This is a genomic window from Hydrogenimonas sp. (assembly GCF_029933015.1).
Classification (GTDB): Bacteria; Campylobacterota; Campylobacteria; order Campylobacterales; family Hydrogenimonadaceae; genus Hydrogenimonas.
In genome coordinates this window covers 1-21,016 of record NZ_JAOZOZ010000011.1, presented here as the reverse complement: position 1 = coordinate 21,016, position 21,016 = coordinate 1, and the positions used below count along the sequence as shown (strand labels likewise).

At 56.5% G+C, this 21,016-nt stretch carries 22 protein-coding genes; 16 read left to right on the top strand and 6 right to left on the bottom strand.

Annotated elements, in window-relative coordinates; genetic code table 11:
* Together amrB and Q1K23_RS01740 are read left to right on the top strand one after the other, a co-directional pair.
* A partial coding sequence (gene amrB, locus Q1K23_RS01745; RefSeq protein WP_300361626.1) for an AmmeMemoRadiSam system protein B occupies positions 1-798 on the top strand: 798 nt, incomplete at its 5' end.
* Between the two features lie 112 nt (positions 799-910).
* A complete protein-coding gene (locus tag Q1K23_RS01740; protein ID WP_300361624.1) occupies positions 911-1,249 on the top strand; it encodes a hypothetical protein in 339 nt (112 codons plus the stop codon).
* Between the two features lie 31 nt (positions 1,250-1,280).
* Here the strand turns inward: Q1K23_RS01740 and Q1K23_RS01735 are convergent, their stop codons facing one another.
* Both Q1K23_RS01735 and surE read right to left on the bottom strand, forming a co-directional pair.
* Positions 1,281-1,931 (bottom strand): ThiF family adenylyltransferase, encoded by a 651-nt coding sequence (locus Q1K23_RS01735; RefSeq protein WP_300361622.1) that lies wholly within the window; start codon positions 1,929-1,931, stop codon positions 1,281-1,283.
* Positions 1,932-1,973: 42 nt separating this feature from the next.
* On the bottom strand, positions 1,974-2,756 hold the full coding sequence (gene surE, locus Q1K23_RS01730) for a 5'/3'-nucleotidase SurE (protein ID WP_300361619.1): 783 nt from the start codon (positions 2,754-2,756) through the stop codon (positions 1,974-1,976).
* Between the two features lie 46 nt (positions 2,757-2,802).
* Here surE and Q1K23_RS01725 point away from each other — a divergent pair, with 46 nt between their 5' ends.
* The 8 genes from Q1K23_RS01725 to Q1K23_RS01690 all read left to right on the top strand — a co-directional run bounded on the left by Q1K23_RS01725 (position 2,803) and on the right by Q1K23_RS01690 (position 11,407).
* Positions 2,803-4,119 carry a thioredoxin-like domain-containing protein gene (locus tag Q1K23_RS01725; protein WP_300361616.1) on the top strand — a complete coding sequence of 439 codons (1,317 nt, stop codon included), beginning with the start codon at positions 2,803-2,805 and terminating at the stop codon, positions 4,117-4,119.
* A complete protein-coding gene (lpxB, locus tag Q1K23_RS01720) occupies positions 4,116-5,153 on the top strand; it encodes a lipid-A-disaccharide synthase (RefSeq protein WP_300361613.1) in 1,038 nt (345 codons plus the stop codon). The genes Q1K23_RS01725 and lpxB overlap by 4 nt, the downstream gene beginning before the upstream one ends.
* A gap of 27 nt (positions 5,154-5,180) precedes the next feature.
* Complete coding sequence (greA, locus tag Q1K23_RS01715; RefSeq protein WP_300361612.1) at positions 5,181-5,672, top strand: transcription elongation factor GreA; 492 nt, start codon at positions 5,181-5,183, stop codon at positions 5,670-5,672.
* Between the two features lie 3 nt (positions 5,673-5,675).
* Positions 5,676-6,683: an N-acetyl-gamma-glutamyl-phosphate reductase gene (gene argC / locus Q1K23_RS01710; RefSeq protein ID WP_300361610.1), complete on the top strand. Its 1,008-nt coding sequence runs from the start codon at positions 5,676-5,678 to the stop codon at positions 6,681-6,683.
* A 68-nt stretch (positions 6,684-6,751) separates the two neighbouring features.
* Positions 6,752-7,486 carry a metallophosphoesterase gene (locus Q1K23_RS01705; RefSeq protein WP_300361607.1) on the top strand — a complete coding sequence of 245 codons (735 nt, stop codon included), beginning with the start codon at positions 6,752-6,754 and terminating at the stop codon, positions 7,484-7,486.
* Positions 7,476-8,426 (top strand): chemotaxis protein, encoded by a 951-nt coding sequence (locus Q1K23_RS01700; protein ID WP_300361606.1) that lies wholly within the window; start codon positions 7,476-7,478, stop codon positions 8,424-8,426. Before Q1K23_RS01705 ends, Q1K23_RS01700 begins: the two co-directional genes overlap by 11 nt.
* 9 nt (positions 8,427-8,435) lie before the next feature.
* The gene (locus tag Q1K23_RS01695; protein ID WP_300361603.1) at positions 8,436-10,913 is read left to right on the top strand and encodes a chemotaxis protein CheW; all 2,478 of its coding nucleotides are present in this window, start codon (positions 8,436-8,438) and stop codon (positions 10,911-10,913) included.
* Positions 10,910-11,407 (top strand): chemotaxis protein CheW, encoded by a 498-nt coding sequence (locus Q1K23_RS01690; RefSeq protein ID WP_300361601.1) that lies wholly within the window; start codon positions 10,910-10,912, stop codon positions 11,405-11,407. The genes Q1K23_RS01695 and Q1K23_RS01690 overlap by 4 nt, the downstream gene beginning before the upstream one ends.
* A 78-nt stretch (positions 11,408-11,485) precedes the next feature.
* On the opposite strand, the gene Q1K23_RS01685 is transcribed toward Q1K23_RS01690, so the two are convergent.
* Positions 11,486-12,400 (bottom strand): methylenetetrahydrofolate reductase, encoded by a 915-nt coding sequence (locus tag Q1K23_RS01685; protein WP_300361598.1) that lies wholly within the window; start codon positions 12,398-12,400, stop codon positions 11,486-11,488.
* Between the two features lie 149 nt (positions 12,401-12,549).
* On the opposite strand from Q1K23_RS01685, the gene serB reads away from it, so the two are divergent.
* The 6 genes from serB to Q1K23_RS01655 are packed head-to-tail and all read left to right on the top strand — an operon-like array spanning position 12,550 to position 17,037.
* Positions 12,550-13,173 (top strand): phosphoserine phosphatase SerB, encoded by a 624-nt coding sequence (gene serB / locus Q1K23_RS01680; RefSeq protein WP_300361596.1) that lies wholly within the window; start codon positions 12,550-12,552, stop codon positions 13,171-13,173.
* Between the two features lie 41 nt (positions 13,174-13,214).
* Positions 13,215-14,996 (top strand): ABC transporter ATP-binding protein, encoded by a 1,782-nt coding sequence (locus tag Q1K23_RS01675; protein ID WP_300361593.1) that lies wholly within the window; start codon positions 13,215-13,217, stop codon positions 14,994-14,996.
* Positions 14,983-15,747: an undecaprenyl-diphosphate phosphatase gene (locus Q1K23_RS01670; RefSeq protein WP_300361591.1), complete on the top strand. Its 765-nt coding sequence runs from the start codon at positions 14,983-14,985 to the stop codon at positions 15,745-15,747. Before Q1K23_RS01675 ends, Q1K23_RS01670 begins: the two co-directional genes overlap by 14 nt.
* Before the next feature lie 34 nt (positions 15,748-15,781).
* The gene (locus Q1K23_RS01665; protein WP_300361588.1) at positions 15,782-16,060 is read left to right on the top strand and encodes a type II toxin-antitoxin system RelB/DinJ family antitoxin; all 279 of its coding nucleotides are present in this window, start codon (positions 15,782-15,784) and stop codon (positions 16,058-16,060) included.
* Positions 16,057-16,335: a type II toxin-antitoxin system RelE/ParE family toxin gene (locus Q1K23_RS01660; protein WP_300361586.1), complete on the top strand. Its 279-nt coding sequence runs from the start codon at positions 16,057-16,059 to the stop codon at positions 16,333-16,335. Before Q1K23_RS01665 ends, Q1K23_RS01660 begins: the two co-directional genes overlap by 4 nt.
* 9 nt (positions 16,336-16,344) lie before the next feature.
* Positions 16,345-17,037, top strand: coding sequence for a tetratricopeptide repeat protein (locus Q1K23_RS01655; RefSeq protein ID WP_300361583.1), 693 nt, complete (start codon positions 16,345-16,347; stop codon positions 17,035-17,037).
* A 7-nt stretch (positions 17,038-17,044) separates the two neighbouring features.
* On the opposite strand, the gene Q1K23_RS01650 is transcribed toward Q1K23_RS01655, so the two are convergent.
* The 3 genes from Q1K23_RS01650 to Q1K23_RS01640 are packed head-to-tail and all read right to left on the bottom strand — an operon-like array spanning position 17,045 to position 20,931.
* Complete coding sequence (locus Q1K23_RS01650) at positions 17,045-19,696, bottom strand: MlaD family protein (protein WP_300361580.1); 2,652 nt, start codon at positions 19,694-19,696, stop codon at positions 17,045-17,047.
* Complete coding sequence (locus tag Q1K23_RS01645) at positions 19,689-20,339, bottom strand: paraquat-inducible protein A (protein ID WP_300361578.1); 651 nt, start codon at positions 20,337-20,339, stop codon at positions 19,689-19,691. Before Q1K23_RS01645 ends, Q1K23_RS01650 begins: the two co-directional genes overlap by 8 nt.
* Positions 20,323-20,931 (bottom strand): paraquat-inducible protein A, encoded by a 609-nt coding sequence (locus Q1K23_RS01640; RefSeq protein ID WP_300361577.1) that lies wholly within the window; start codon positions 20,929-20,931, stop codon positions 20,323-20,325. Before Q1K23_RS01640 ends, Q1K23_RS01645 begins: the two co-directional genes overlap by 17 nt.
* Between the last annotated feature and the right edge of the window lie 85 nt (positions 20,932-21,016).

Below are 21,016 nucleotides of genomic sequence, written 5' to 3'. Positions count from 1 at the left end.
ATGAAAATACGCGAAGCGGCGGTGGCCGGGCAGTTCTACCCGGCGTCACCGGAAGAGATACGAAGGATGTTCGGATACTTCAACGAAATGCTCGAAAAGAGCATACGCGATCCGAAACTGCTGGAGACGAAGACGCGGGCGGTCATCGTGCCCCATGCGGGCTATATCTTCAGCGGTTTCACGGCCAATGTGGCCCATCGGCTGCTGGGCAACAGCGGTGTGAAGCGGGTCGTCGTGATCGGCCCCAGCCACCGGGTCTATCTGACGGGAACCAGTGTCAGCGAGTACGACCTCTACGAAACACCGCTGGGGGATCTGCCTGTCGATCGCAGTTTCGCGACGGAACTTATACAGAAATTCGGGCTGAGTTTCATCCCCGACGCCCATCACGAGCACAGCACCGAAGTGCAGATGCCCTTCATCAAGACCTATCTGCCCGACGCGAGGGTGGTGGAGCTGGTCTACGGAGACGAAAATCCCAAAAACCTGGCACCGGTGATCGAGTGGGCTCTCGGCGACCCCGAGACGGGAGTCGTCATCAGTACCGATCTGAGCCACTATTACGATATCGAAAAGGCCAAGGCGCTCGACGCCATCTGTCTGGACGCGGTGAGCAAGCTCGATCCTTCCGAACTGCACAGAGGGTGCGAAGCGTGCGGCAAGATCGGTGTCGAAGCGATGCTGATCGCGGCACGCAACCTGGGCCTGGAGCCGTTGATCCTCGACTATCGTACCAGTGCCGACGCCAGCGGTGACGAAAGCCAGGTGGTCGGGTACATGAGCGCGGCGTTTATTTAAATATAAGTGAAAAACTAAAAGTGAAAAGTTTTGGAGGCCCGCTGCGCGGGCTTTCATTGAATCAAGAAGGGTTCGGAAACTTCATGCTAAAATAGAGAAAAAAGGATCTCAGATGAAGCGATGGATGCTGTTTTTGACGGCGATGGTCATGGCCGTCGCCTTGCAGGCGGACCGGATCAAGAGTACGACGGTGGCCTGTCCGGACGTCAAAACCCTCGAGGCACTGGAAAATATGGATGGGAGTTTCCAGGACAAAAACATGTATATCCTCAAAAACGGATGCGTGGTGCTCACACCGAAAGACAAGATCCATGTCCTCGCACCGGACAACACCTGCTGCGGACTCTATTACCGTATCCAGATCGACGCGACGAACGACATCATGTATGTCAAGAAATTTTCCGTTCTTGTCGAACAGCCCGGCACCGGAAATATCTTCAAGCTCAAATAGAAGAATCGGATTTACAGCCCCAAGGCGTTTCTTATCGGCTTTTGTCGCCGTTTTCCAGAATCTTCTGCACCGCCGCCGAACACATCGCCAGTCCGAAAGCGCCGGTGACGGCGACAAAGCTCCCTTTGGTGGCGGTTTTTGGCTCTTCGGGACTGAAGAGCGCCGTGTAATCTCCTTTGAAACCGCTCTTTTTCAGTTCGTAGCGGATCTTTCTGGCGAAGGGGTCGCCGTGGGTTTTCCAGATGGAGTCGATCTCGATTTTGGTGGGGTCGATCTTTCTGGCGCCGCCCGTGGCGCTGACGAGTTTGGGCCAGACTTTGTGGGCCAGGGCGATTTTGGCACGGATGTCGTCGATGGCGTCAAGCACGATGTCGTAGGGGGAAAAGTCGAAATTTTCGACCCAGGCGGCGTCCACTTTCGCCTCGATGGGGGTGACGGTGGGGTAGAGCTCGGCGAGTCTGCGCACTTTCACGGCCCCCACCGCCTCGGAACCGATCTGGCGGTTCTGGTTGGTCTCGTCGAAGGTGTCGTAGTCGACGATCGTGATGTCGGTGATACCGGTGCGAAAGAGGCAGTCGAGACAGAATCCGCCCACACCGCCGACACCAAGCAGCAGCACTTTGGTCCGCGCCAGCTTTTCGTGATCCTCGCCGAAAAGCGCGCGACACCTCTCATAGCGCACGATATCGCTCCATCGTGAAATTTCCCGACGACAGCGACCGGATCAAAGCCACTCCCCGAGTCTGTCGATATCCTCGTAACTGGTCAGGTCGAGCTGGATCGGCGTGACGCTCACGTACCCCTCTTTGATCGCTTCGAAATCGCACAGCTGTCTCTCGTCGGGGATCCACTGCAGAGGGTGGAGTCCCAGCCAGTAGTACTCTTCGCCCCTCGGATTGCGGTGGACCTGGGCGTCGTTGCCGTAGAGGCGGTAGCCCGCTCTGGTGACTCTGTAGCCTTTGCACTCGGAGGGTTTCAGCGGCGGGACGTTGATGTTGAGAAAGCGCCGCTCGGGGAGGGGGAAGCCTCCTTCGAGGATCTTTTTGCAGACGCGGTAGGCCGCCTCTTTTGCCAGTTCGTATCCCAGCTCGTCGATCTCCCGGCATCCGTAGCCGCCGCAGACCTGGCTGATCGCCACGCCGGGGATCCCCTGCAGCACCGCCTCCATCGCGCCGGCGGCGGTACCGGAGTAGGTGATGTCCTCGCCCATGTTGGCGCCTTTGTTGATGCCGCTGACCACCAGATCGGGCATGCGGTGTTCGTCGAAGAGGGCGTATTTGCTCAGATAGACGCAGTCGGTGGGGGTGCCGTCGTCGAGTTTGAAGAAGTCGTCGTCGAGTTCGACGAAGCGCAACGGGCGCGTCAGGGTGAGGCTGTGTCCGCAGGCCGACTTCTCCAGTGTCGGCGCCACGATCGTGACGTGCCCCAGAGGGCGCAGCGCTTCGGCCAGCGCATGCAGGCCCGGCGATTCGAAGCCGTCGTCGTTGGTGATCAGAATCCGTTTCAATCTCTTCTCCGGAATTTTTCGTGAATTATATTATAATTGGCGCATTATGGAAATCTCCCATCGGAAAAAAGCGCTGGTCCGCACACCCTCTCTGGCCGGTTACCCGGACGTCGTCACCGGGAAAAAGGTCGGGGATCTGACGGCGGGGCGGTACCTGCTGCTTCACTTCTTTACCGGCGGATGCATCAACTGCATCCACATGCTGGCCGAACTCGAAAGAGCCGATATCCCCGAAAACGTGGTTCTCGTGGGTATCCATACCGGTAAGTTCGACCGGGAGAGGGATCCGGCGTGGGTGAAACGGCTCGTAGGGAGGCTGGGGATCGACCATCCCGTCGTCGACGATGCCGACGCGAAACTCTGGGAGGCTTTCGCGGTGAGGGCCTGGCCGACGCTGGTGCTGGTCTCTCCCGAAGGGTACGAGATCGCCAGAGCGAGCGGGGAAGGGACCGCGGAGGGGATTCTGGCGCGTTTCTACGCGTACAGCCAGGAAGCGGAGCTGGAGAGGATACGCAAAAAGGCGGTGGTCTCCGGCAGCGCGCGCCGCGCCTTTTCGAAACTCCATGCCGACGAAAGGCATCTGTATCTGAGCGATATCGCAGAAGGCGCCGTGCATATCTGCACCCATCACGGCAGGATCTTCGAGACGATCGAAGGATTCGCCGAACCCCAGGGGCTTTTCGCCAGAGCCGGAAAACTCTATGTGGCCGACCGCGCCGCGGGGCGGATCGTCGCGGTGGACCTGCACGATCTTTCGACGCGGGTGCTCGCCGAAGGTCTGAGATCGCCCACGGGTATCACCGGCGACGGGACGGGGCTGCAGATCGCCGTGGCCGGATCGCACCAAATCTGGCGGATGGATTACGACGGACGGGGTCTGGAGGTGATGGCGGGCATCGGCGCCGAAGGGGTCCGTGAAGGCGACGCCCGGAGCGAAGCGCTCTTCGCCCAGCCTGTCGATCTGGACTGGCTGGAGGATACGCTCTACGTGATCGACGCGGAGGGGAGTGCCCTGCGGGCCATCGAAAACGGCCGTGTGACGACGCCGATCGGATGGGATCTTTTTACCTTCGGCGACAGGGACGGCATCGGGGAGGAGGTGCGGCTGCAGCATCCCGAGGGGCTCTGCGCGGGTGTGGGCGGATGCGGCAACCACCGCATCTTCATCTGTGACACCTACAACGGCAAGGTGAAGGTCTACGATCCGCTCAACGGCCGTGTGACGACGCTGATCGAAGGGCTGACCGATCCCGTGGGCGTCTGCAAAACGGGCTGTTTTCTCTACGTGACGGAACTGGGGGCTTCCCAGGTCGTGCGTTTCGATATTTCGACCATGAGGAAAGAGAGGATGAGAATCGAATGAAACTGCTGGTGAGTGCGCTGGAGCCTTCGGCCAACGTGCATCTGAAATATTTGATGGAAAAGCTCCCCGATGTGGAGATCGCCGGGATTTTCGACCGGGCCCTGGGTACACCGCTTTATGGCATGGACGAGTTTTCGGTGATGGGATTCGTGGATGTGCTGGCCAAATATTTCAAGGGCAAAGAGGCGGTCGCCGAGATGACGCAGCTGGCGGGAGAGTGCGACAAAGTGCTGCTGATCGACGCGCCGGCTTTCAACCTCCCTCTGGCCAAAGCGATCAAGGAGAGATATCCCAAGAAGGAGATCGTCTACTATATCCTCCCCAAAGTGTGGGCCTGGAAAAAGGGCCGCGCCAAAAAGGTCGACCGATATTGCGACCGTCTGGCGTCGATTTTCCCTTTCGAAAAACGGTTCTACCCCAGGGCCGAATATGTGGGAAATCCCCTGCTGGACGAGATCACGCTGACCTGGAGACCGACGGAGGATGCGGAGACCATCGCCTTTCTGCCCGGCAGCCGCAAAAGCGAGATCACGAGGCTGATGCCGGTCTTCAAAGAGGTGGCCGAGGCGCTTCCGGGTCGCCGGAAAGTGCTTTCGATCCCCGATTTCATCTCCGACGAAAAGATCGCCGAATGGTACGGCGACATCTCCGGTTTCGACGTGGTCCGCGACGCCCAGCACGCCGTGGCGCAGGCGCACTTCGCCTATGTCTGCAGCGGTACGGCGACGCTGGAGACGGCCCTGATCGGCACCCCTTTCGTGCTGGTCTACAAGGCCCGCCCCCTGGACTGGATCATCGGCAACGCCATCGTCAAGCTCCCCTACAAGGGGCTGGCCAACATCATCATGGATTTCGCCGGCCGGGAGCCGGTCCATCCCGAAATTTTCCAGAACGACGTGACAAAAGAGAGGCTCCTGGAACTGTACGAAACGATGGATCGGGATCGTTTTGCCGACGGAAGTCGGGAACTTCACGAAATTTTGCGGTATGGAAGTGCCGAAAATATGGCACGGCTGATCCTGAACCGGGTATAATAAACAAAAAAATTTGGAGAGTCTTTGATGCAAAAAGAACCGATGACCGAATACGGCTACAAGAAACTGGCCGACGAACTGGAATATCTGAAGTCGGAAGCACGCCCGGCCATCGCCGCGGAGATCCAGAAGGCCCGCGAACTGGGCGACCTGAAAGAGAATGCCGAGTACCACGCGGCCAAGGAGAAGCAGGGGCTGATGGAGGCGCGCATCGCGGAGCTGGAGGATATCCTGGGGCGCGCCCAGGTGGTCGATCCCAGCACCCTGGAGCACAAGCGGATCAGTTTCGGCTCCACCGTGACGCTGATCGACCTGGACACCGACGAGGAGGTGACCTACACGATCGTTGGGGCCAGCGAGGCCAATCCCGACAAGGGGCTCATCTCCTACCATTCGCCTCTGGCGCGTCAGCTGATCGGCAAGGAGCCGGGTGACGAGGTGCGCATGCGGCTTCCGGGTGGCGAGAAGGAGTACGAGGTGGAGCAGGTCTGCTACAAAGATATCTGTTTCGGTGTGTAGGTCATGATTCCCGTAGCGATTATCGGAGCGAGCGGCTATACCGGGCTGGAGCTGGTGAAGATCCTTTTCCAGCATCCGGAATTCGAACTGGTCTATGTGGCTACCAGCGAAGGGGAGACGACGGTCGACGGGCTTCACCCCTCTCTCAAAGATGTCGTATCGATGCCGGTGGAGAAGGCGGATGCGGCGGCGGTGGCCGATGTGGCGCAGATCGCCTTTCTGGCGCTGCCCCACAAGACGGCGATGGGGTTTGCGAGGGAACTTCTGGAAAGGGGTGTGAAAGTGGTGGACCTCTCCGCCGACTATCGCCTCAAGCTGGGCACCTACGAAGCCCACTACTGCCCCCACGAAGATACGGCACATCTGCCCGAAGCGGTCTACGGGCTGCCAGAGTTTTACAGGGAGGCGCTGAAAGAGAGCCGTCTCGTGGCCAATCCGGGATGCTATCCGACCGCCTCTTTGCTGGGCCTTCTGCCTTTCGTGCCCTACATCAAAGCCGATACGCCGATCTTCATCGACGCCAAAAGCGGGGTCAGCGGTGCGGGAAAGAAACTCTCCGCCACGACCCACTACGTCACGATCAACGAAAACATCTTCGCCTACAATCCGATCAAACACCGGCACGCCCCAGAAATCGCGGAGAAGATCGACGACCTCTTCCTGACGCAGGTACAGGTGAACTTCGTGCCCCATCTGTTGCCTGTGACCCGGGGCATGCTCTGCAGCGTCTATATGCAGCTCGAAAACGAACTCGACCCGATCGAAGTGCTGAACGATCTCTACAAAGAGGAGCCCTTCGTACGCGTGCGCACCGAACCGGTCGACATCAAATCGGTGGCCGGCACCAATTTCTGCGACATCTATGCCACGATGAACGGTACGAGCCTCTTCATCAGTTCCGCCATCGACAATCTGCTCAGAGGCGCCAGCTCCCAAGCCGTCGTCAACGCCAACATCATCAGCGGATTCGACGAAACGCTGGGGATACCGAAGTTCGCCTATGTCCCCTGATGAAAAGTGAACGGTGAACGGTAAAAGGTGAACGGAAAGATGGGAGCCGAAGGCGAATGAGCCCCTCCATGACATTGAAAGAGGGGGCCTGGCTCATCGCCGACGCCCACTACGCCCACTACAACCCCTCCCTCTACGAATTTCTCTCCTCTGTTTTGGACGAAGATCTGCCGCCGCAGATGATCCTGATGGGGGATATTTTCGATCTGCTTTTCGGCCACGCTCCCAACTCGATTGAACCGAATCGGAAAATGGTCGATCTTTTAAAACGCATAAGTATGCGGACGGAGATCGTCTATCTCGAAGGAAACCACGATTTCGGGCTCAAAAGGGTTTTCGGGGACTCGATAAGGGTCTTCGAGCGTTCCAAACAGCCTCTGATCGCCACCTTCGCCGACAAGAGCGTCGCACTCCATCACGGCGATATTCTTCAGGGAGCGGGGTACGAGATCTATACGGCCTGGATACGCAATCCTCTGGTAGACAGGGTTCTCAATCTGATCGATACGTTCACAGGCGGCGCGATCATACGGTGGCTCGAAGGCTACAACAGGAGAAAGCGCCCCTGCTATCGCATCGAGGATTTCGAAGAGAGAGCGAAAAACCGTCTGGGTATTATAAAAAAACGCTATTTGTTCGATATATGGATCGACGGACATTTTCACCAGAACGTCCATCTGAAATTTGGAGATATCGAATATCGGAATCTGCCGGCTTTCGCCTGCAGCCGAAGCTATCTGATCGTGAAGAGTGCGAACGACGGAATGGAATTTGTAGAGGTAAAGGATCGCAATGGGATCTAAAAACGATGTTTTGCAGGTCGGGACCAACGAACTGGAACTTGTGGATTTTCGCATTTTCAAAGAGGAGAACGGGAAAATCTACGAGGGTATCTACGGGATCAACGTGGCGAAAGTACGGGAGATCATCAAGTACCCCAAATTGACCGAGCTTCCCGGTGTTCCCGACTACATCGAAGGGATTTTCGATCTGCGGGGCGTGGTGATACCCGTCGTCAATCTCGCCAAATGGATGGGTATCAAGACACCCGAAACCAAGGAGATCCATCCCCGTGTCATCATCGCCGAGTTCAACAATATCCTGATCGGCTTCGTGGTTCACGAAGCCAAGCGTATCCGCCGAATCAGCTGGAGCGATATCGAGCCCGCCTCTTTTTCGTCGGGAGAGGGGATTCTGGACAAGAGCAAGATCACCGGTGTCACACGGATCGAAAACGACGAGGTCCTTCTGGTCCTGGATCTCGAAAGCGTCGTGGAGGATCTGGGATTCTATCAGCCCGACGTGAACAGTGAAGTCACCATCGACAGGTTCAACGGTATGGCGATGGTGCTCGACGACAGTCTGACGGCCAGAAAGATCGTCAAGGATGCCCTGCAGAAGATGGGCTTCAACGTCATCGAGGCCAAAGACGGCCAGGAGGGGATCGAGAAGCTCGAAGAGCTCTACGAACACTACGGCGAAAATCTCAAAAACGATCTGAAAATCATCGTCTCCGATGTGGAGATGCCGCGGATGGACGGCTTCCATTTCGCAGCCAAAGTGAAAGAGGACCCGCGGTTCGACGAGATTCCCATCGTCTTCAACTCCTCCATCAGTGACCATTTCAGCGAAGAGCGCGGCAAGGAGGCCGGCGGTGAAGGGTATATGGTCAAGTTCGACGCCAACGTCTTCTATGCCGAGATCGCGAAGATCGTCCGGTCGCACATCAAGCAGGATGCATAAGGAAGAATCATGGATGAATTTCAAGAGATACTCGAAGACTTTCTGATCGAAGCGTTCGAGATGATCGAACAGCTCGACAACGATCTGATCGAACTCGAAAACAGTCCCGAAGATCTCGATCTGCTCAACCGGATTTTCCGGGTGGCCCATACGATCAAGGGGTCGAGCTCCTTTCTCAACTTCGATGTACTGACCCATCTGACCCACCATATGGAGGATGTTCTCAACAAAGCGCGCCGGGGCGAGCTGGTCATCACCCCCGAAGTGATGGATGTGGTGCTCGAATCCACCGACCATATGAAGGCACTGCTGGAGCATATCAAGGAGACCGGAAGCGACGAAGGGGCCCTGGATGTGGGACCGACGGTCGAGAGACTCGAAGCGGTTCTCAAAGGCGAAGCCCCGAAAGAGGCGGAGGAAGCTCCCGCCGCAGCGGCGGAACCCGAACCCGAGCCGGCCGAAGAGGAGCCGGATCTGTCTGAGATGAGCGAAGAGGAGATCGAAGCCGAAATCGAGCGGCTTCTTCAGGAGCGCCAGGAAGAGGACAGAAAGCGTCGCGAAGCGAAAAGAAAAGCGGAAGCGGCGGAAGTGAAGCCTGCGGAGAGCTCCGGCGAACCGGATCTGTCGGATATGAGCGAAGAGGAGATCGAAGCGGAAATCGAACGTCTTTTGAAAGAGCGCCAGGAGGAGGATCGCAAAAAAAGAGAGGCCAAACGCAAAGCCCAGGAAGAGGCCAAAGCGAAAGCGGCGCAGCCCCGGGAAGCGAAAGAGACGGCCAAATCGGCACCCCCCGCCACGCCGAAACAGAAACCGCAGACCAAAGCCGCCGCCCCGAAAGAGCGGAAGGCTTCGGTGGAGCAGACGATCCGCGTCGACGTCAAACGGCTCGACGATCTGATGAACCTGATCGGGGAGCTGGTGCTCGGCAAAAACCGGCTGCTGAAAATCTACGACGACGTGGAGGAGCGGTACGAGGGCGAGCAGTTCCTCGAAGAGCTCAACCAGGTGGTCAGCTCCATTTCGCTGGTCACGACCGATCTGCAGATCGCGGTGATGAAGACGCGGATGCTTCCCATCGGCAAAGTCTTCAACAAGTTTCCCCGCATGGTGCGGGATCTCTCCCGGGAACTCCACAAGGAGATCGAGCTGGTCATCAGCGGGGAGGAGACCGAGCTGGACAAGTCGATCGTCGAGGAGATCGGCGACCCGCTGGTGCATATCATCCGCAACTCCTGCGACCACGGTATCGAAACGCCCGAAGAGCGTGTGGCGAAAGGAAAGCCGGCCAAGGGAACGGTCCAGCTGAAAGCCTACAACGAAGGCAACCACATCATCATCGAGATCGTCGACGACGGTAAGGGTCTCGATCCCGATATGCTGAAGGCCAAGGCGATGGAGAAGGGGCTCATCAGCGAGAAAGAGGCGGACCAGATGAGCGACAAGGAAGCCTTCATGCTCATCTTCAAGCCCGGCTTCTCCACCGCCGCAAAAGTCACCAACGTTTCGGGACGCGGTGTCGGTATGGATGTGGTCAAATCGAATATCGAAAAACTCAACGGTATCATCGAAGTCGACTCCGAAATGGATAAGGGAACGACTCTCAAACTGAAAATTCCCCTGACGCTGGCGATTATCCAGTCACTGCTGGTCAGCGTACAGGAAGAGTACTACGCCGTACCGCTGGCGTCGGTACTGGAGACGGTACGGATCACGCCGGACGAGATCCAGAGTGTGGAGGGGCGCAGTGTCCTGCGTCTGAGAGACGAGGTGCTTCCGCTGGTACACCTGGCCGATATTTTCGATGTGGAGAGGGTCTTCAAGATGGGCGAGCACGCCTATGTCGTCATCATCGGCCTGGCCGAGAGCAAGCTGGGAGTCATCGTCGATTCGCTGGTGGGACAGGAGGAGATCGTCATCAAGTCCCTGGGCGAGTATCTCAAGGGTATCGAAGGGATCGCCGGTGCGACGATCCGGGGAGACGGCCGCGTGACGCTCATCGTCGATGTGGGTGCGCTGATGAACATGGCAAAAAGCGTCAAAAGCACTCTTCAGAACCTCGAAAGCCAGGAGGCGGTGAGAGAGAAGAACTCTCCGGCCGATTACAACATCCTGATCGTCGACGACTCCAAGACCGACCGGACCATCATGCGCAAGGCGCTGGAGCCACTGGGCATCTCGATCACCGAGGCGACCAACGGTGTCGAAGCGCTGAACATCATGAAAGACGGCAGCAAATCTTTCGATGCGGCCCTGGTCGATATCGAGATGCCGCGCATGGACGGCTACACGCTGGCCAGCGAGATACGTAAATTCAACAAGTTCAAGCAGGTGCCGCTCATCGCCGTCACGAGCCGCACCAGCCGCAGCGACCGTCTCAGAGGCGTCGAGGTGGGGATGACCGAGTACATCACCAAACCCTATACGCCCGAATATCTGATGAACGTCGTGGCCAGAAACATCAATCTCGACGCGGAGCAGAGATCATGAGCACACAACTCGAACAGGTACTGAAAAAGCAGCAGCAACAGCAGAAGGCGCCACTCGAGACCGATATCGAAAACATCATCCAGTTGGTCGGTTTCATGGTGGGAGACGAGGAGTTCGCCGTGCCGATCCTGGGAATCCAGGAGATCATCAAACCGATCGAGTACACACGTGTGCCCAAGACGCCCCCCTATGTCCTGGGTGTCTTCAACCTCCGGGGCAGTGTGCTGCCGCTCATCGACCTGCGGATGAAGTTCGGACTCTCCCGTTCGAAAGAGAACGAAGATACGCGCTACATGGTGATCAAGCACAACGACGAGATCGCAGGCTTTGTCATCGACCGTCTGACCCAGGCGATGCGCATCCCCGAAAGCGCCATCGATCCGGCGCCGGAGACGATCCACGACGAGCAGAATCTGATCTATGGCGTCGGCAAACAGGAGGAGAAACTGGTCTCGATTCTCAATGTGGAGGCATTGCTGAAGAGAGATTTTTAGACGCGGAGCGTCTAAAAAGTGAACGGGAAACGGGGAAGAGGGAACGGGAGCCCGCGCTTTTTGCGCGGGCTTTTTGCATTATGACAGGAGTTTCTTGGCGAGTGAGAAGCGGTTGGCGGTCATGATGTGGATTTTCGGATGGATCTCCATGATCGAGGCGTAGAGCTCCATGCTCAGCTCCAGCCCCACTTTCTCCTCCGTCTTCTCTCCCTTTTTCTGGGCTTCGTAGAGGGCGTCGATCCACTTTTTCGGTACATGGATACCCGGTACGTGGGATGAGAGAAACTGTGCCGTTTTCAGGCGCGTGACCGGGAAGAGACCGAGGATCAGCGTTCCGTTTTTCCCCTTGCTGTTGGAGGCTTTGGCCTCTTCGAAGAGTTCCAGAAGCATCAGGACGTTTTCTCTGTCGAAGACCGGCTGGGTGATGATGCCCAGCGCGCCGTGGTCGAGCTTTTTGACGAACCTTTTAAGAAGCGTTTTCGGGTTTTTGGCGAAGGCGTTGGAGACCGCGAAGGGGTAGATGGGTTTGGGCTTGATGCCGAATTCCCGGCCCGCGTAGTCGATGCCGGCGTTGAAACATTTGACGATGTCCAGCAGCATCGTGCTGTCGCTTTCGAAGACCCCTTTGGCGTTGGGCTGGTCGCTGATCTTGGCCGGGTCGCCGGTCAGGGCCAGGATGGCGCGCACGTCGATAGCGTTGGCTCCGAGCAGGTCGGACTGCAGGGCGATCTTGTTGCGGTCGCGCATCGTCATCGTGGCCAAAACCGGCTTTTTGAAATGCTGCTGCAACTGATGGGCCGCGATGATGCTGTTGAACTTCAGCTTCGCCAGCGGATTGTCGGTGGTGCTGAAACCGTCCACCTTCTCCGCGATTCCGAGCTTGTCGATGGTCTCGATGATCGGCATGAAGGTGGCGTCGTGCCGGGGGGTCGTCTCGAGTGTGATGTAGCTTTTTTTGGGATCTTGAAGTTTTTTTATCAGTCGTTCAAACATACGTGTCCATTATCTCGCTGTTATTTTGGTTGGGGTATTATAACACTTTGTTTGTGTATTGGTTATTGGTGTATTGGTGTATTTGGATGTACCTTTGATACCAATATACCAATAACAAATACACCAATAACAGCGACGAAGGAGCCCAAGTGAAACTGATAGTTTTCGATTTCGACTCGACACTGATGGACGGTGAGACCATCGACTTTCTGGCGGAGCCTCTGGGGCTCATGGAGAAGGTGGCGGTCATCACCGAACGGGCGATGCGGGGGGAGCTCGACTTTTTCGAGAGTCTGACGACGCGGGTGCAGCTTCTGGAAGGGCTGGAGGTGGAGAAGGTGGATGCCATCTGCCGGAATCTTCCCCTGATGCCGGGTGCGGAAGAGACGGTGAAAAAACTGAAAGAGGCGGGCCACAGGGTCGTGGTCTTCAGCGGCGGGTTCCGCAACGCCACGGGGCACGCCCGGGAAGTACTGGGCTTCGACGCCGACTTTTCAAACGTCCTGCACGCCAGAGACGGCCGTCTGACGGGTCTGGTCGGCGGCGACATGATGTTCGACTTCTCGAAAGGGGACATGCTGGTACGCCTTCAGCGGCTGCTGGGGATTTCCGAAGCCGATACGGTCGCCGTGGGTGACGGCGCCAACGACCGCAGCATGTTCGCCCATGCGGGCACGCGCATCGCTTTCTGCGCCAAAGAGATACTGAAAAAAGAGGCCAACGTCGTCATCGACACCAAAGATCTGACACAGGTGCTGCCGCATATCGGCTGAGAGCGGAAATCGGGAATCGGAAATCGGGAAACGGGAATTTCGTGAGCAGACTCACCCTCCGTACGATCTATGAAAATGTCAAAAGCTACAGGCGTGCCCTGATCGCCGGCAATCTCGTCGCCATACTCGCCACCCTGGTCAGTGTCCCGACGCCGCTTCTGATCCCTGTGCTCGTCGACGAGGTACTGCTGAAAAAGAGCGACACCCTGACCCGCTGGATCGACACCCATATCATGCCGATGGAGACCTTTGGCTACGTCGTGACGATCCTGCTGGCGACGGTCTTCCTGCGCACCGCCTATACGGGGCTTAGTATCCTGCAGACACGGATTTTCATGAACATCTCCAAAGATGTCACCTACCGCCTTCGCCACGACGCGCTGGAGCATCTGCAGCGGATCTCGATGAAAGCCTACGAAACCTCCCGGTCGGGATCGATCGCCGCGAAACTGGTCACCGACATCGAAACGATCGACACTTTCATCGCCACGACGGTGAGCCGGCTCATCATCTCGATCCTCTCGCTTCTGGGAATCGCCGGGGTGCTGCTGTGGATCCACTGGGAGCTGGCGCTCTTCATCATCTTTCTCAATCCCCTCGTCATCGCTTTCACGACGAAGCTGGCCAGGAAAGTGGCGAAACTCAAAAAGGAGGAGAACCGGGCTATCGACGCCTTTCAGTCGGCACTGACGGAGACCCTCGACCTTTTCGGCCAGATACGGGCCTCCAACCAGGAGGGGCGTTTCTTTTCGAAACTGAAGAAGAGTGCGCGCCGGGTGCGGGAGAGAAGCGTCGCGTTCGGCTGGAAGAGCGACGCGGCCAGCCGCCTCTCCTATCTCGCTTTTCTGGCGGGCTACGAAGTGTTTCGCGCCGCCAGCATCATAGCCGTCGCCTTTTCGGATCTGAGTATCGGGATGATGCTGGCCGTTTTCGGCTATCTGTGGTACATGGTGACGCCGGTGCAGGACATTCTGGGCATCCAGTACGCCCTGCACAACGCCAAAGCGGCCGTGGAGAGGATCAACGAAGTCTTCGACATGCCCACCGAACCCGACTATCCCCACGAAAAGAACCCTTTCACGCAGGAGCGTGTCGGCGTGAGGCTCGAGGATGTGCGTTTCGGATACTCGGAGACGCCCGTGCTGCGCGATATCCGCTTCGAAGCGGCACCGGGCCGCCGTGTGGCGCTGGTGGGTGCCAGCGGCTCGGGCAAGACGACGCTGGCTCGGCTGATCGTCGGATTCTATCCCGTCGACGAGGGAAGGATCTCCTTCAACGGTGTCGACGTGCGCGAAATCGGCCTGGATGTGGTACGCGAACACGTCAATCTGGTCTTACAGAATCCGAAACTGTTTCATGATACAATCCGTTTCAACATCACCCTCGGCCGGGATGTGGATGAGGAAACGGTCTGGCGGGCGCTGGAGATGGCGCAGATGAAAGCGGTGATCGAAAGCTTCGACGAGGGGCTCGACACCGTCGTGGGCAGGGAGGGCATCAAACTCTCCGGCGGTCAGCGGCAGCGCATCGCCATCGCCCGGATGATCGTCTCCGATCCGAAGATCGCGATACTCGACGAGTCGACCTCGGCGCTGGACGTGCATACCGAAGCGCATCTTTATGAGGCGCTCGAGCCCTTTTTCGCCAGCCGGACGACGATCATGATCGCCCACCGCCTCAGCACGATCCGCAAAGCCGACTACATCTACGTGCTGGAAAACGGCCGGATCGCCGAAGAGGGGACGCACGAAGAGCTTTTGCAAAAGGAAGGAATCTACATGGGATACATCAGACAATCGGGAGAGTGCCATGGATCTGTTTAGCGCGCTGATACTGGGAATCGTGGAGGGGGTGACGGAGTTTCTGCCCGTCTCGTCGACGGGCCATCTGATTCTGGCCAGCAAACTGATGGGGATCGAGCAGACCGACGTGCACAAGACGTTCGAGGTCGTCATCCAGCTGGGTTCCATCCTGGCGGTGATCTTCGCCTTCAAGGATAAGATTTTCCACAGTATCGAGCTCTGGAAGCGGCTGATCGTCGGGTTCATCCCGACGGCGATACTGGGATTTACCCTCTACAAGATCATCAAATCGCTCTTCGCTCCCGAAACGGTGGCCTACATGCTGATCGCAGGGGGTATCGTCTTTATCGTCATCGAAAAGTTCTACAAAGAGAAAGAGCACCACGTCTCCCACGTGGAGGAGGTGAGCTACAAGCAGGCTTTCATGATCGGTCTTTTCCAGTCCCTGGCGATGGTGCCCGGTACTTCCCGTTCGGGGGCCACGATCATCGGCGGCCTGCTGATCGGCCTCAAGCGCAAGACCGCGACGGAGTTCAGCTTCCTGCTTGCCGTCCCCACGATGCTCGCCGCCACCGCCTACGACATTCTCAAACACCACAGCGAGTTCGATTTCTCCGACGCCCAGGCGCTCGGGGTGGGCTTCGTGACCGCCTTCATCGTGGCGCTGGCGATCATACGATGGTTTCTGGCTTTCATCAAAAAGCATACTTTCATTCCGTTCGGTATCTACCGGATCGTCATCGGTCTCGTCTTTTTGACGTTTGTGCTATAATGTATACCAAATGGTATACATAAAGGGTGAAGAGATGGCAAAAATCCAGACCAGTCTGCGAATAGAGGAGCAGACACTGCAGGAAGCCAAAACGGTTTTGAAAAAGATGGGACTCAACTTTTCCGAAGCGGTCAATATTTTCGCCGCAATGGTGGTTAGAGAGAAGGGACTCCCTTTCGATCTGACAGCCGAAGAGTATCCTGCCATCGGAGAAAACGAAGCCAGAGAGAAAGTCCGCAAAGCTTTCGACAGCATGAAAGAGAAGCGAGGGGTAGAAGCGGACAGCTTTTTCTCCGAGATGTTGAATCGTTGAAACGATATACTGTTTATATCGAACCCGAAGCGGGACGCGATCTGCAAAAGATATACGACTTTATCGCCCGTAACGATTCATCCGTCAAAGCCGAGAGGTTCATAAGAAGGCTCCAGCATGCAATCAACGGGCTCAGTTATATGCCGGAGCGGTTTCGAAAGAGTTTCTACATCGAAGAAGAGGGTGTGCACGATATGGTGATCAGAGGATACACCATCTGCTATTACGTGGGTGAAGAGAGTGTGCATATTTTAACTGTTTTCAGACAGAAATAAAGGAAAAAGATGAGCAGATATTTCGATATGGCGGCGGAACTCTACCAGAACGGAGACAAGATCTCGGCCTTCAACGCCTTTCTGGAGCTGGCCATCGACGGGGACGCAGACGCCCAGGCGATGGTGGCGTATATGCTCGAAAACGGCGAAGGGTGTACACAGAACCTCGAAGAGGCCTTCGGCTGGTATCAAAGAGCGGCCGACCAGGGGCAGCACGTGGCGCTTTTCAATCTGGGACAGATGTACAGAAGCGGCAAGGGGTGTCCCCGAAACGAGGAGGCGGCGTTCGAGATGTTCGTCAAAGCCTCCAGGGCGGGCAATATCCACGCCATGTTCGAGGCGGCGCAGATGGCGGAGGCGGGAGCCGGCACGGTCCAGAACCTCCAAAGGGCAGCCAACTGGTACGAAACGGCGGCACAGTACGGCCATGCGGAGGCCCAGAACTGTATCGGCGCCATGTATCAGGAGGGACAGGGCGTCGCGCAGGACTACGAAAAAGCCAGAGAGTGGTATGAAAAGGCGGCCGAGCAGGGGCACCCCCGAGCCATGTACAACCTGGGCATGCTCTACGACAAAGGGTGGGGTGTGGAGCAAAACAGCGAGAAGGCGCTGGAGTGGTGCCGCAAAGCGGCCCATGCGGGCCACGAGAAGGCGCGTACCATCATCCGGCGCCTTCAGGACGAGGGGAAGATCGTCTTCTAGACCCCTTTTACAGTTTCGGTTTCCAGGTCAGCCAGACATCTTCCGCTTCGTTGAAGAGCGGATAGACGTGGCCATCCTCCACGACATTGCCGGGATTTTCCGGAACGGCCATGCCGATACCTCCCGATATCATGGTTTTGAGTGTCTCCGTCTTCACTTTGACCCCCAGCAGATTCACCTCCATGCCGATAGCGCCCGCCATATAGAACTTCGCGTTTTCCCTGACCAGATGGGCATATCTCGGTTCGATGAAGAGGGTGATATCCACATGTGTGGCGTCGTCGCTGAGCACCCACGACTCTACCTGGCCGATGGGAACCTGGCGGTAATAAAGAGGCGAACCGACACCGAGACTGCTGCGTCTGTCTCCCTGCAGAACGACACGAAGGCCGGTTTTCCCATAGGTCGGAGGCGGAGGCGTCTGCGAGAGAACGAAGGAAGCGGCACGATCTTTCGCCAGGCCGGGTGTGATGGCGATGGCGGGTCCCGTGACGGCGTTTTCTACGTTTTTGACCCCGTCGATATCCATCTGGAACTCTTTGAGCCATATTTTCGAGTCGCTGCGCAGAAGATGGGTGTAGGGTTTTTCGATCAGCACATCGGCCTTGACGATGTTGTTTTTGAGTGTCAGGCTCTCCACTCTGCCGATCGGGAAATCTTTGTAGAGCAGGCGGGTGCCCTTTTTGATACCGTGGGTTTCGGAGAGCCAGAGTTCGAAGGTGGCGTAGCGATCCTTTTTCAGCAGAGATTCGTCGAAGAGTCTGAAGTGGTGGCCGCTCTTGACTTTCGGCGCGTTCGGGTCGACGGTTTCGAAGATCAGGCCGCCGCTCAAAAGGGTCTCCATCGATGCCATTTTGAGTTTGACATCGGGGAAATTCATCTCGAACTCCAGACCGCTGACATTCTTAAAGCGTGTCGATGTGTTGATGAGATTTTTGAAATCCTTTTCGATGAAGACGACGACGTCGATGGTGTCGTGCTCGGGCAGATATTTGTAGGAGATCACCTCGCCCGCTTTGAGTTTCTTGTAAAGAACCGGCGATCCTTTCGACAATGAGCCCAGCTCCGCCATCTCGATATGGTAGAGACTTCCGCCCGAGACCAGGTAGCGTGCCTTTTTGAAGGTTTTGAAGTCTTTGTAGAGGGAAAATTTCTTTTTGGTGCTCGGGGCGTTTTTGTCGAGCGTCACCATGGAGATTCCGCCGACGACCATCGTCTCCAGAGATCCGCTGTTGATGTGGATATCGTGCAGGGAGACGTCGATCTCGAATCCGCTTTTGACGTAGAACATCGAGGAGTCGTTGAGAAATTTCGTGAATTTGTCGAAAACGACCGCATCGATATCGATGGTTTTACTGCCCGGGACCAGGTTGATCTTTGTGATCTGACCGATGGGGATATCCTTGAAGAAGATCGCCGTGCCGCTTCTGAGCGATTCGGCATAGGCCGCTTTCAGATGGATATGCTTCCCTTTGAGCGGGATCGGTTCGTCATGCAGCTCGAATTTGTGGGCACGCTTCGCTTTCATGTCCGTCGTATCGAACGCGATGTAGGGGCCTGTCAACACGGCGTCGAGGCCCTTGACCTCCCGGATGTTCAGGATGGGTCGGACGATCCAGAACCACGCCTTTTCGTTGGCCAGATGGATGAATTTTTTGGAGAGCTTGATCTTGAAAATGGTCTGGGACTTCTCCGTGTCGTACCGGAGGCTGACGATCTTGCCGACTTTGAATCCTTTGTACATGACACTGGAGAAGTTGGGGTCGACATTGTAGGCCTTGTCGGCGACGATGGTGATGGTGTCGTCTTCCAGATGGGTGTCGAGCTCGGATTCGTAAAGGGCGTACCGCTCTTTCGGTTTTTTTTCGACACTGCCTTCCGGTGTTTTAAACGCGACACCGCCGGCGAGCAGTGTTGCCAGAGAGTCCATCTTCACCTTGACACCCGCCAGGTTGGCCTGCACCTCCACCCCGCTGATTTTCCAGAATTTCGTCCCGCCGTTGATGAGGTCCTCGTACTCTTTGTCGATGAAGATGGAGTAGAGCACCTTTTTGTTTTCGAGACGCTTGTCGATCACTTTACCCACGATGAAACTTTTGTAGAGTACCGGCGCGCCCAGACTGACGGAGGCTTTGATCGATTCGAGCGTCAGATAGAGCCCCTTTTCGTACCGTTTGGGCGGGTAGTGGTCCAGGCCGGTGAATTGGTGCTGCAGAGGCTTGGCGAGGATCTCCTTCTTCGAACGGCCCGCGGGGTAGAGGTCGATGTAGACGCCGCTGAGTATCGTATCGAGTCCGCTGATTTCGGTGATGGAGATTTTCGGTTCGACCTTGATGAATTTGGTCCCCTTGCGGGTGACGTAGGGCGCGGCACGGGGATCTACGGTGATCGTGGCCCGGACCTTGTAGAGATCTTTGGGGTCTATGGAGATATCCGTGACGGTTCCGATTTTGATGCCCTGATAGATTAGCGGGGTCTTGTCGACTTCGAGCCCCTTGCCGCTGCCGAATACGACAACGATCTCCGTACCCTTTTCCGCATAGTGCTTGTAGATGAGCCAGCCGGCCATCAGCAGAGCGACGAGCGGAATGATCCAGACAAGCCAGAGGGTACCCCGTCCCCTTTCGACGGCGTGGTGTTTGGTGGTAGTGTCAGACATGGGTGTTTCCTTCGTTGGGTTCGTTTGTTCGTTGGCGCTTTTTGAGTTTGGTATCGAAAAGAAGCCTCGGGTCGAAATGTTCCGTGGCGAACATCGTCATGACCACGGCCAGCATGAAGGCGATGGCCGCCGGCCCCGTCACGATCGTCGCGAGGTTTTTGAACTGTACCAGCCCCACCATCAGTGCCACGACGAAGATGTCGAGCATCGACCACTTTCCGATGAAGTGGATGATCCGATAGAGTTTCAGACCGAATCTAGCCCGATGGTATCGGTTGAGATGGATGTTGAGAAGCAGGTAGAGCAGGACGGTGAGTTTGAAAAAGGGCACGAAGATGCTGGCCGTGAATATGACGATGCCGATACCCGCCTCCCCATGCTCGAGAAAGTAGATGACACCATCCATGATGGTACCGGCATCCTCTCCCGCGATCGACTTGACGACCATCATCGGCAGCAGGTTGGCGGGAATGAGAAAAATGATGGCGGCGATGGTCAGACTCCATGTGATGGCGATGGAGTGGGGGATGCGCTGATGCACCTCCGAACCGCACCGATCACAGCGATGCACGGAGAGGGGATGGAGCTTGCGGCAGTGGAGGCAGAGCTGCTTCCCGGCCTCGATATCAGTCACCCAGCGCATCGTCCAGCCATATGTCGTCGGGATTGAACCAGACGGTGGTGATGTAGAAGGTGATGAAAAAGAAGATGAACATATAAAATCCGAGACCGATGTGCAATGTCCCCATGCCGTGGAGTTTGACCATCGAGACGATGATGGAGATGAGGTACACCTCCGCCATCCCCCAGTCGCTCATCTTTTCGTAGAGACGGTAGTACAGCGATACATTCTCCGGACGGTAGCCGTGTTTGAGCGGCACCAGGATCAGCAGCAGCAGAATCAGCATGATGACCGGAATCAGCAATCCCGTCATCATCGCGACGAAAGCGATGAAATAGAAGCCGTCTTTGTAGACCATCCAGAGCGCTTCAAAGAGTGTCGAACTGCTCTGCAGCCCCATGATGTCGAGATCCAGAATCGGAAGAAACGTGAGAGGAAGGAAAAGCAGAAGCGCGGTCACGGCCATCGTGATGATATAGGAAAAGGGCTGACCTCTGCGGTACAAAAGCGCGTCACAGCGTGGACAGCGATACTGCGAAAAATCGATCTTTGCCGGAATGTTTACAATAATACCGCACTCTTTGCACGCGGTCTCTTTCTCTCTCGTCTGCACGCTGTCTCTGACCCTGTCGTATCGAAATTGTAATAGTGTATTTAAAATATTCTTTCATAACGTTGAACGAATGTGGAGAGTGAAA

What these genes read in the sequence shown, in the direction of transcription:
- Q1K23_RS01700 (WP_300361606.1), top strand. Translation starts at nt 7,476, where the DNA reads ATGGGATCTAAAAACGATGTTTTGCAGGTCGGGACCAACGAACTGGAA.
- lpxB (WP_300361613.1), top strand. Translation starts at nt 4,116, where the DNA reads ATGAAACTGCTGGTGAGTGCGCTGGAGCCTTCGGCCAACGTGCATCTG.
- argC (WP_300361610.1), top strand. Translation starts at nt 5,676, where the DNA reads ATGATTCCCGTAGCGATTATCGGAGCGAGCGGCTATACCGGGCTGGAG.
- Q1K23_RS01690 (WP_300361601.1), top strand. Translation starts at nt 10,910, where the DNA reads ATGAGCACACAACTCGAACAGGTACTGAAAAAGCAGCAGCAACAGCAG.
- Q1K23_RS01665 (WP_300361588.1), top strand. Translation starts at nt 15,782, where the DNA reads ATGGCAAAAATCCAGACCAGTCTGCGAATAGAGGAGCAGACACTGCAG.
- Q1K23_RS01725 (WP_300361616.1), top strand. Translation starts at nt 2,803, where the DNA reads ATGGAAATCTCCCATCGGAAAAAAGCGCTGGTCCGCACACCCTCTCTG.
- Q1K23_RS01740 (WP_300361624.1), top strand. Translation starts at nt 911, where the DNA reads ATGAAGCGATGGATGCTGTTTTTGACGGCGATGGTCATGGCCGTCGCC.
- Q1K23_RS01695 (WP_300361603.1), top strand. Translation starts at nt 8,436, where the DNA reads ATGGATGAATTTCAAGAGATACTCGAAGACTTTCTGATCGAAGCGTTC.
- Q1K23_RS01670 (WP_300361591.1), top strand. Translation starts at nt 14,983, where the DNA reads ATGGATCTGTTTAGCGCGCTGATACTGGGAATCGTGGAGGGGGTGACG.
- Q1K23_RS01650 (WP_300361580.1), bottom strand. Translation starts at nt 19,696, where the DNA reads ATGTCTGACACTACCACCAAACACCACGCCGTCGAAAGGGGACGGGGT.
- greA (WP_300361612.1), top strand. Translation starts at nt 5,181, where the DNA reads ATGCAAAAAGAACCGATGACCGAATACGGCTACAAGAAACTGGCCGAC.
- Q1K23_RS01655 (WP_300361583.1), top strand. Translation starts at nt 16,345, where the DNA reads ATGAGCAGATATTTCGATATGGCGGCGGAACTCTACCAGAACGGAGAC.
- Q1K23_RS01685 (WP_300361598.1), bottom strand. Translation starts at nt 12,400, where the DNA reads ATGTTTGAACGACTGATAAAAAAACTTCAAGATCCCAAAAAAAGCTAC.
- Q1K23_RS01705 (WP_300361607.1), top strand. Translation starts at nt 6,752, where the DNA reads ATGACATTGAAAGAGGGGGCCTGGCTCATCGCCGACGCCCACTACGCC.
- Q1K23_RS01645 (WP_300361578.1), bottom strand. Translation starts at nt 20,339, where the DNA reads ATGCGCTGGGTGACTGATATCGAGGCCGGGAAGCAGCTCTGCCTCCAC.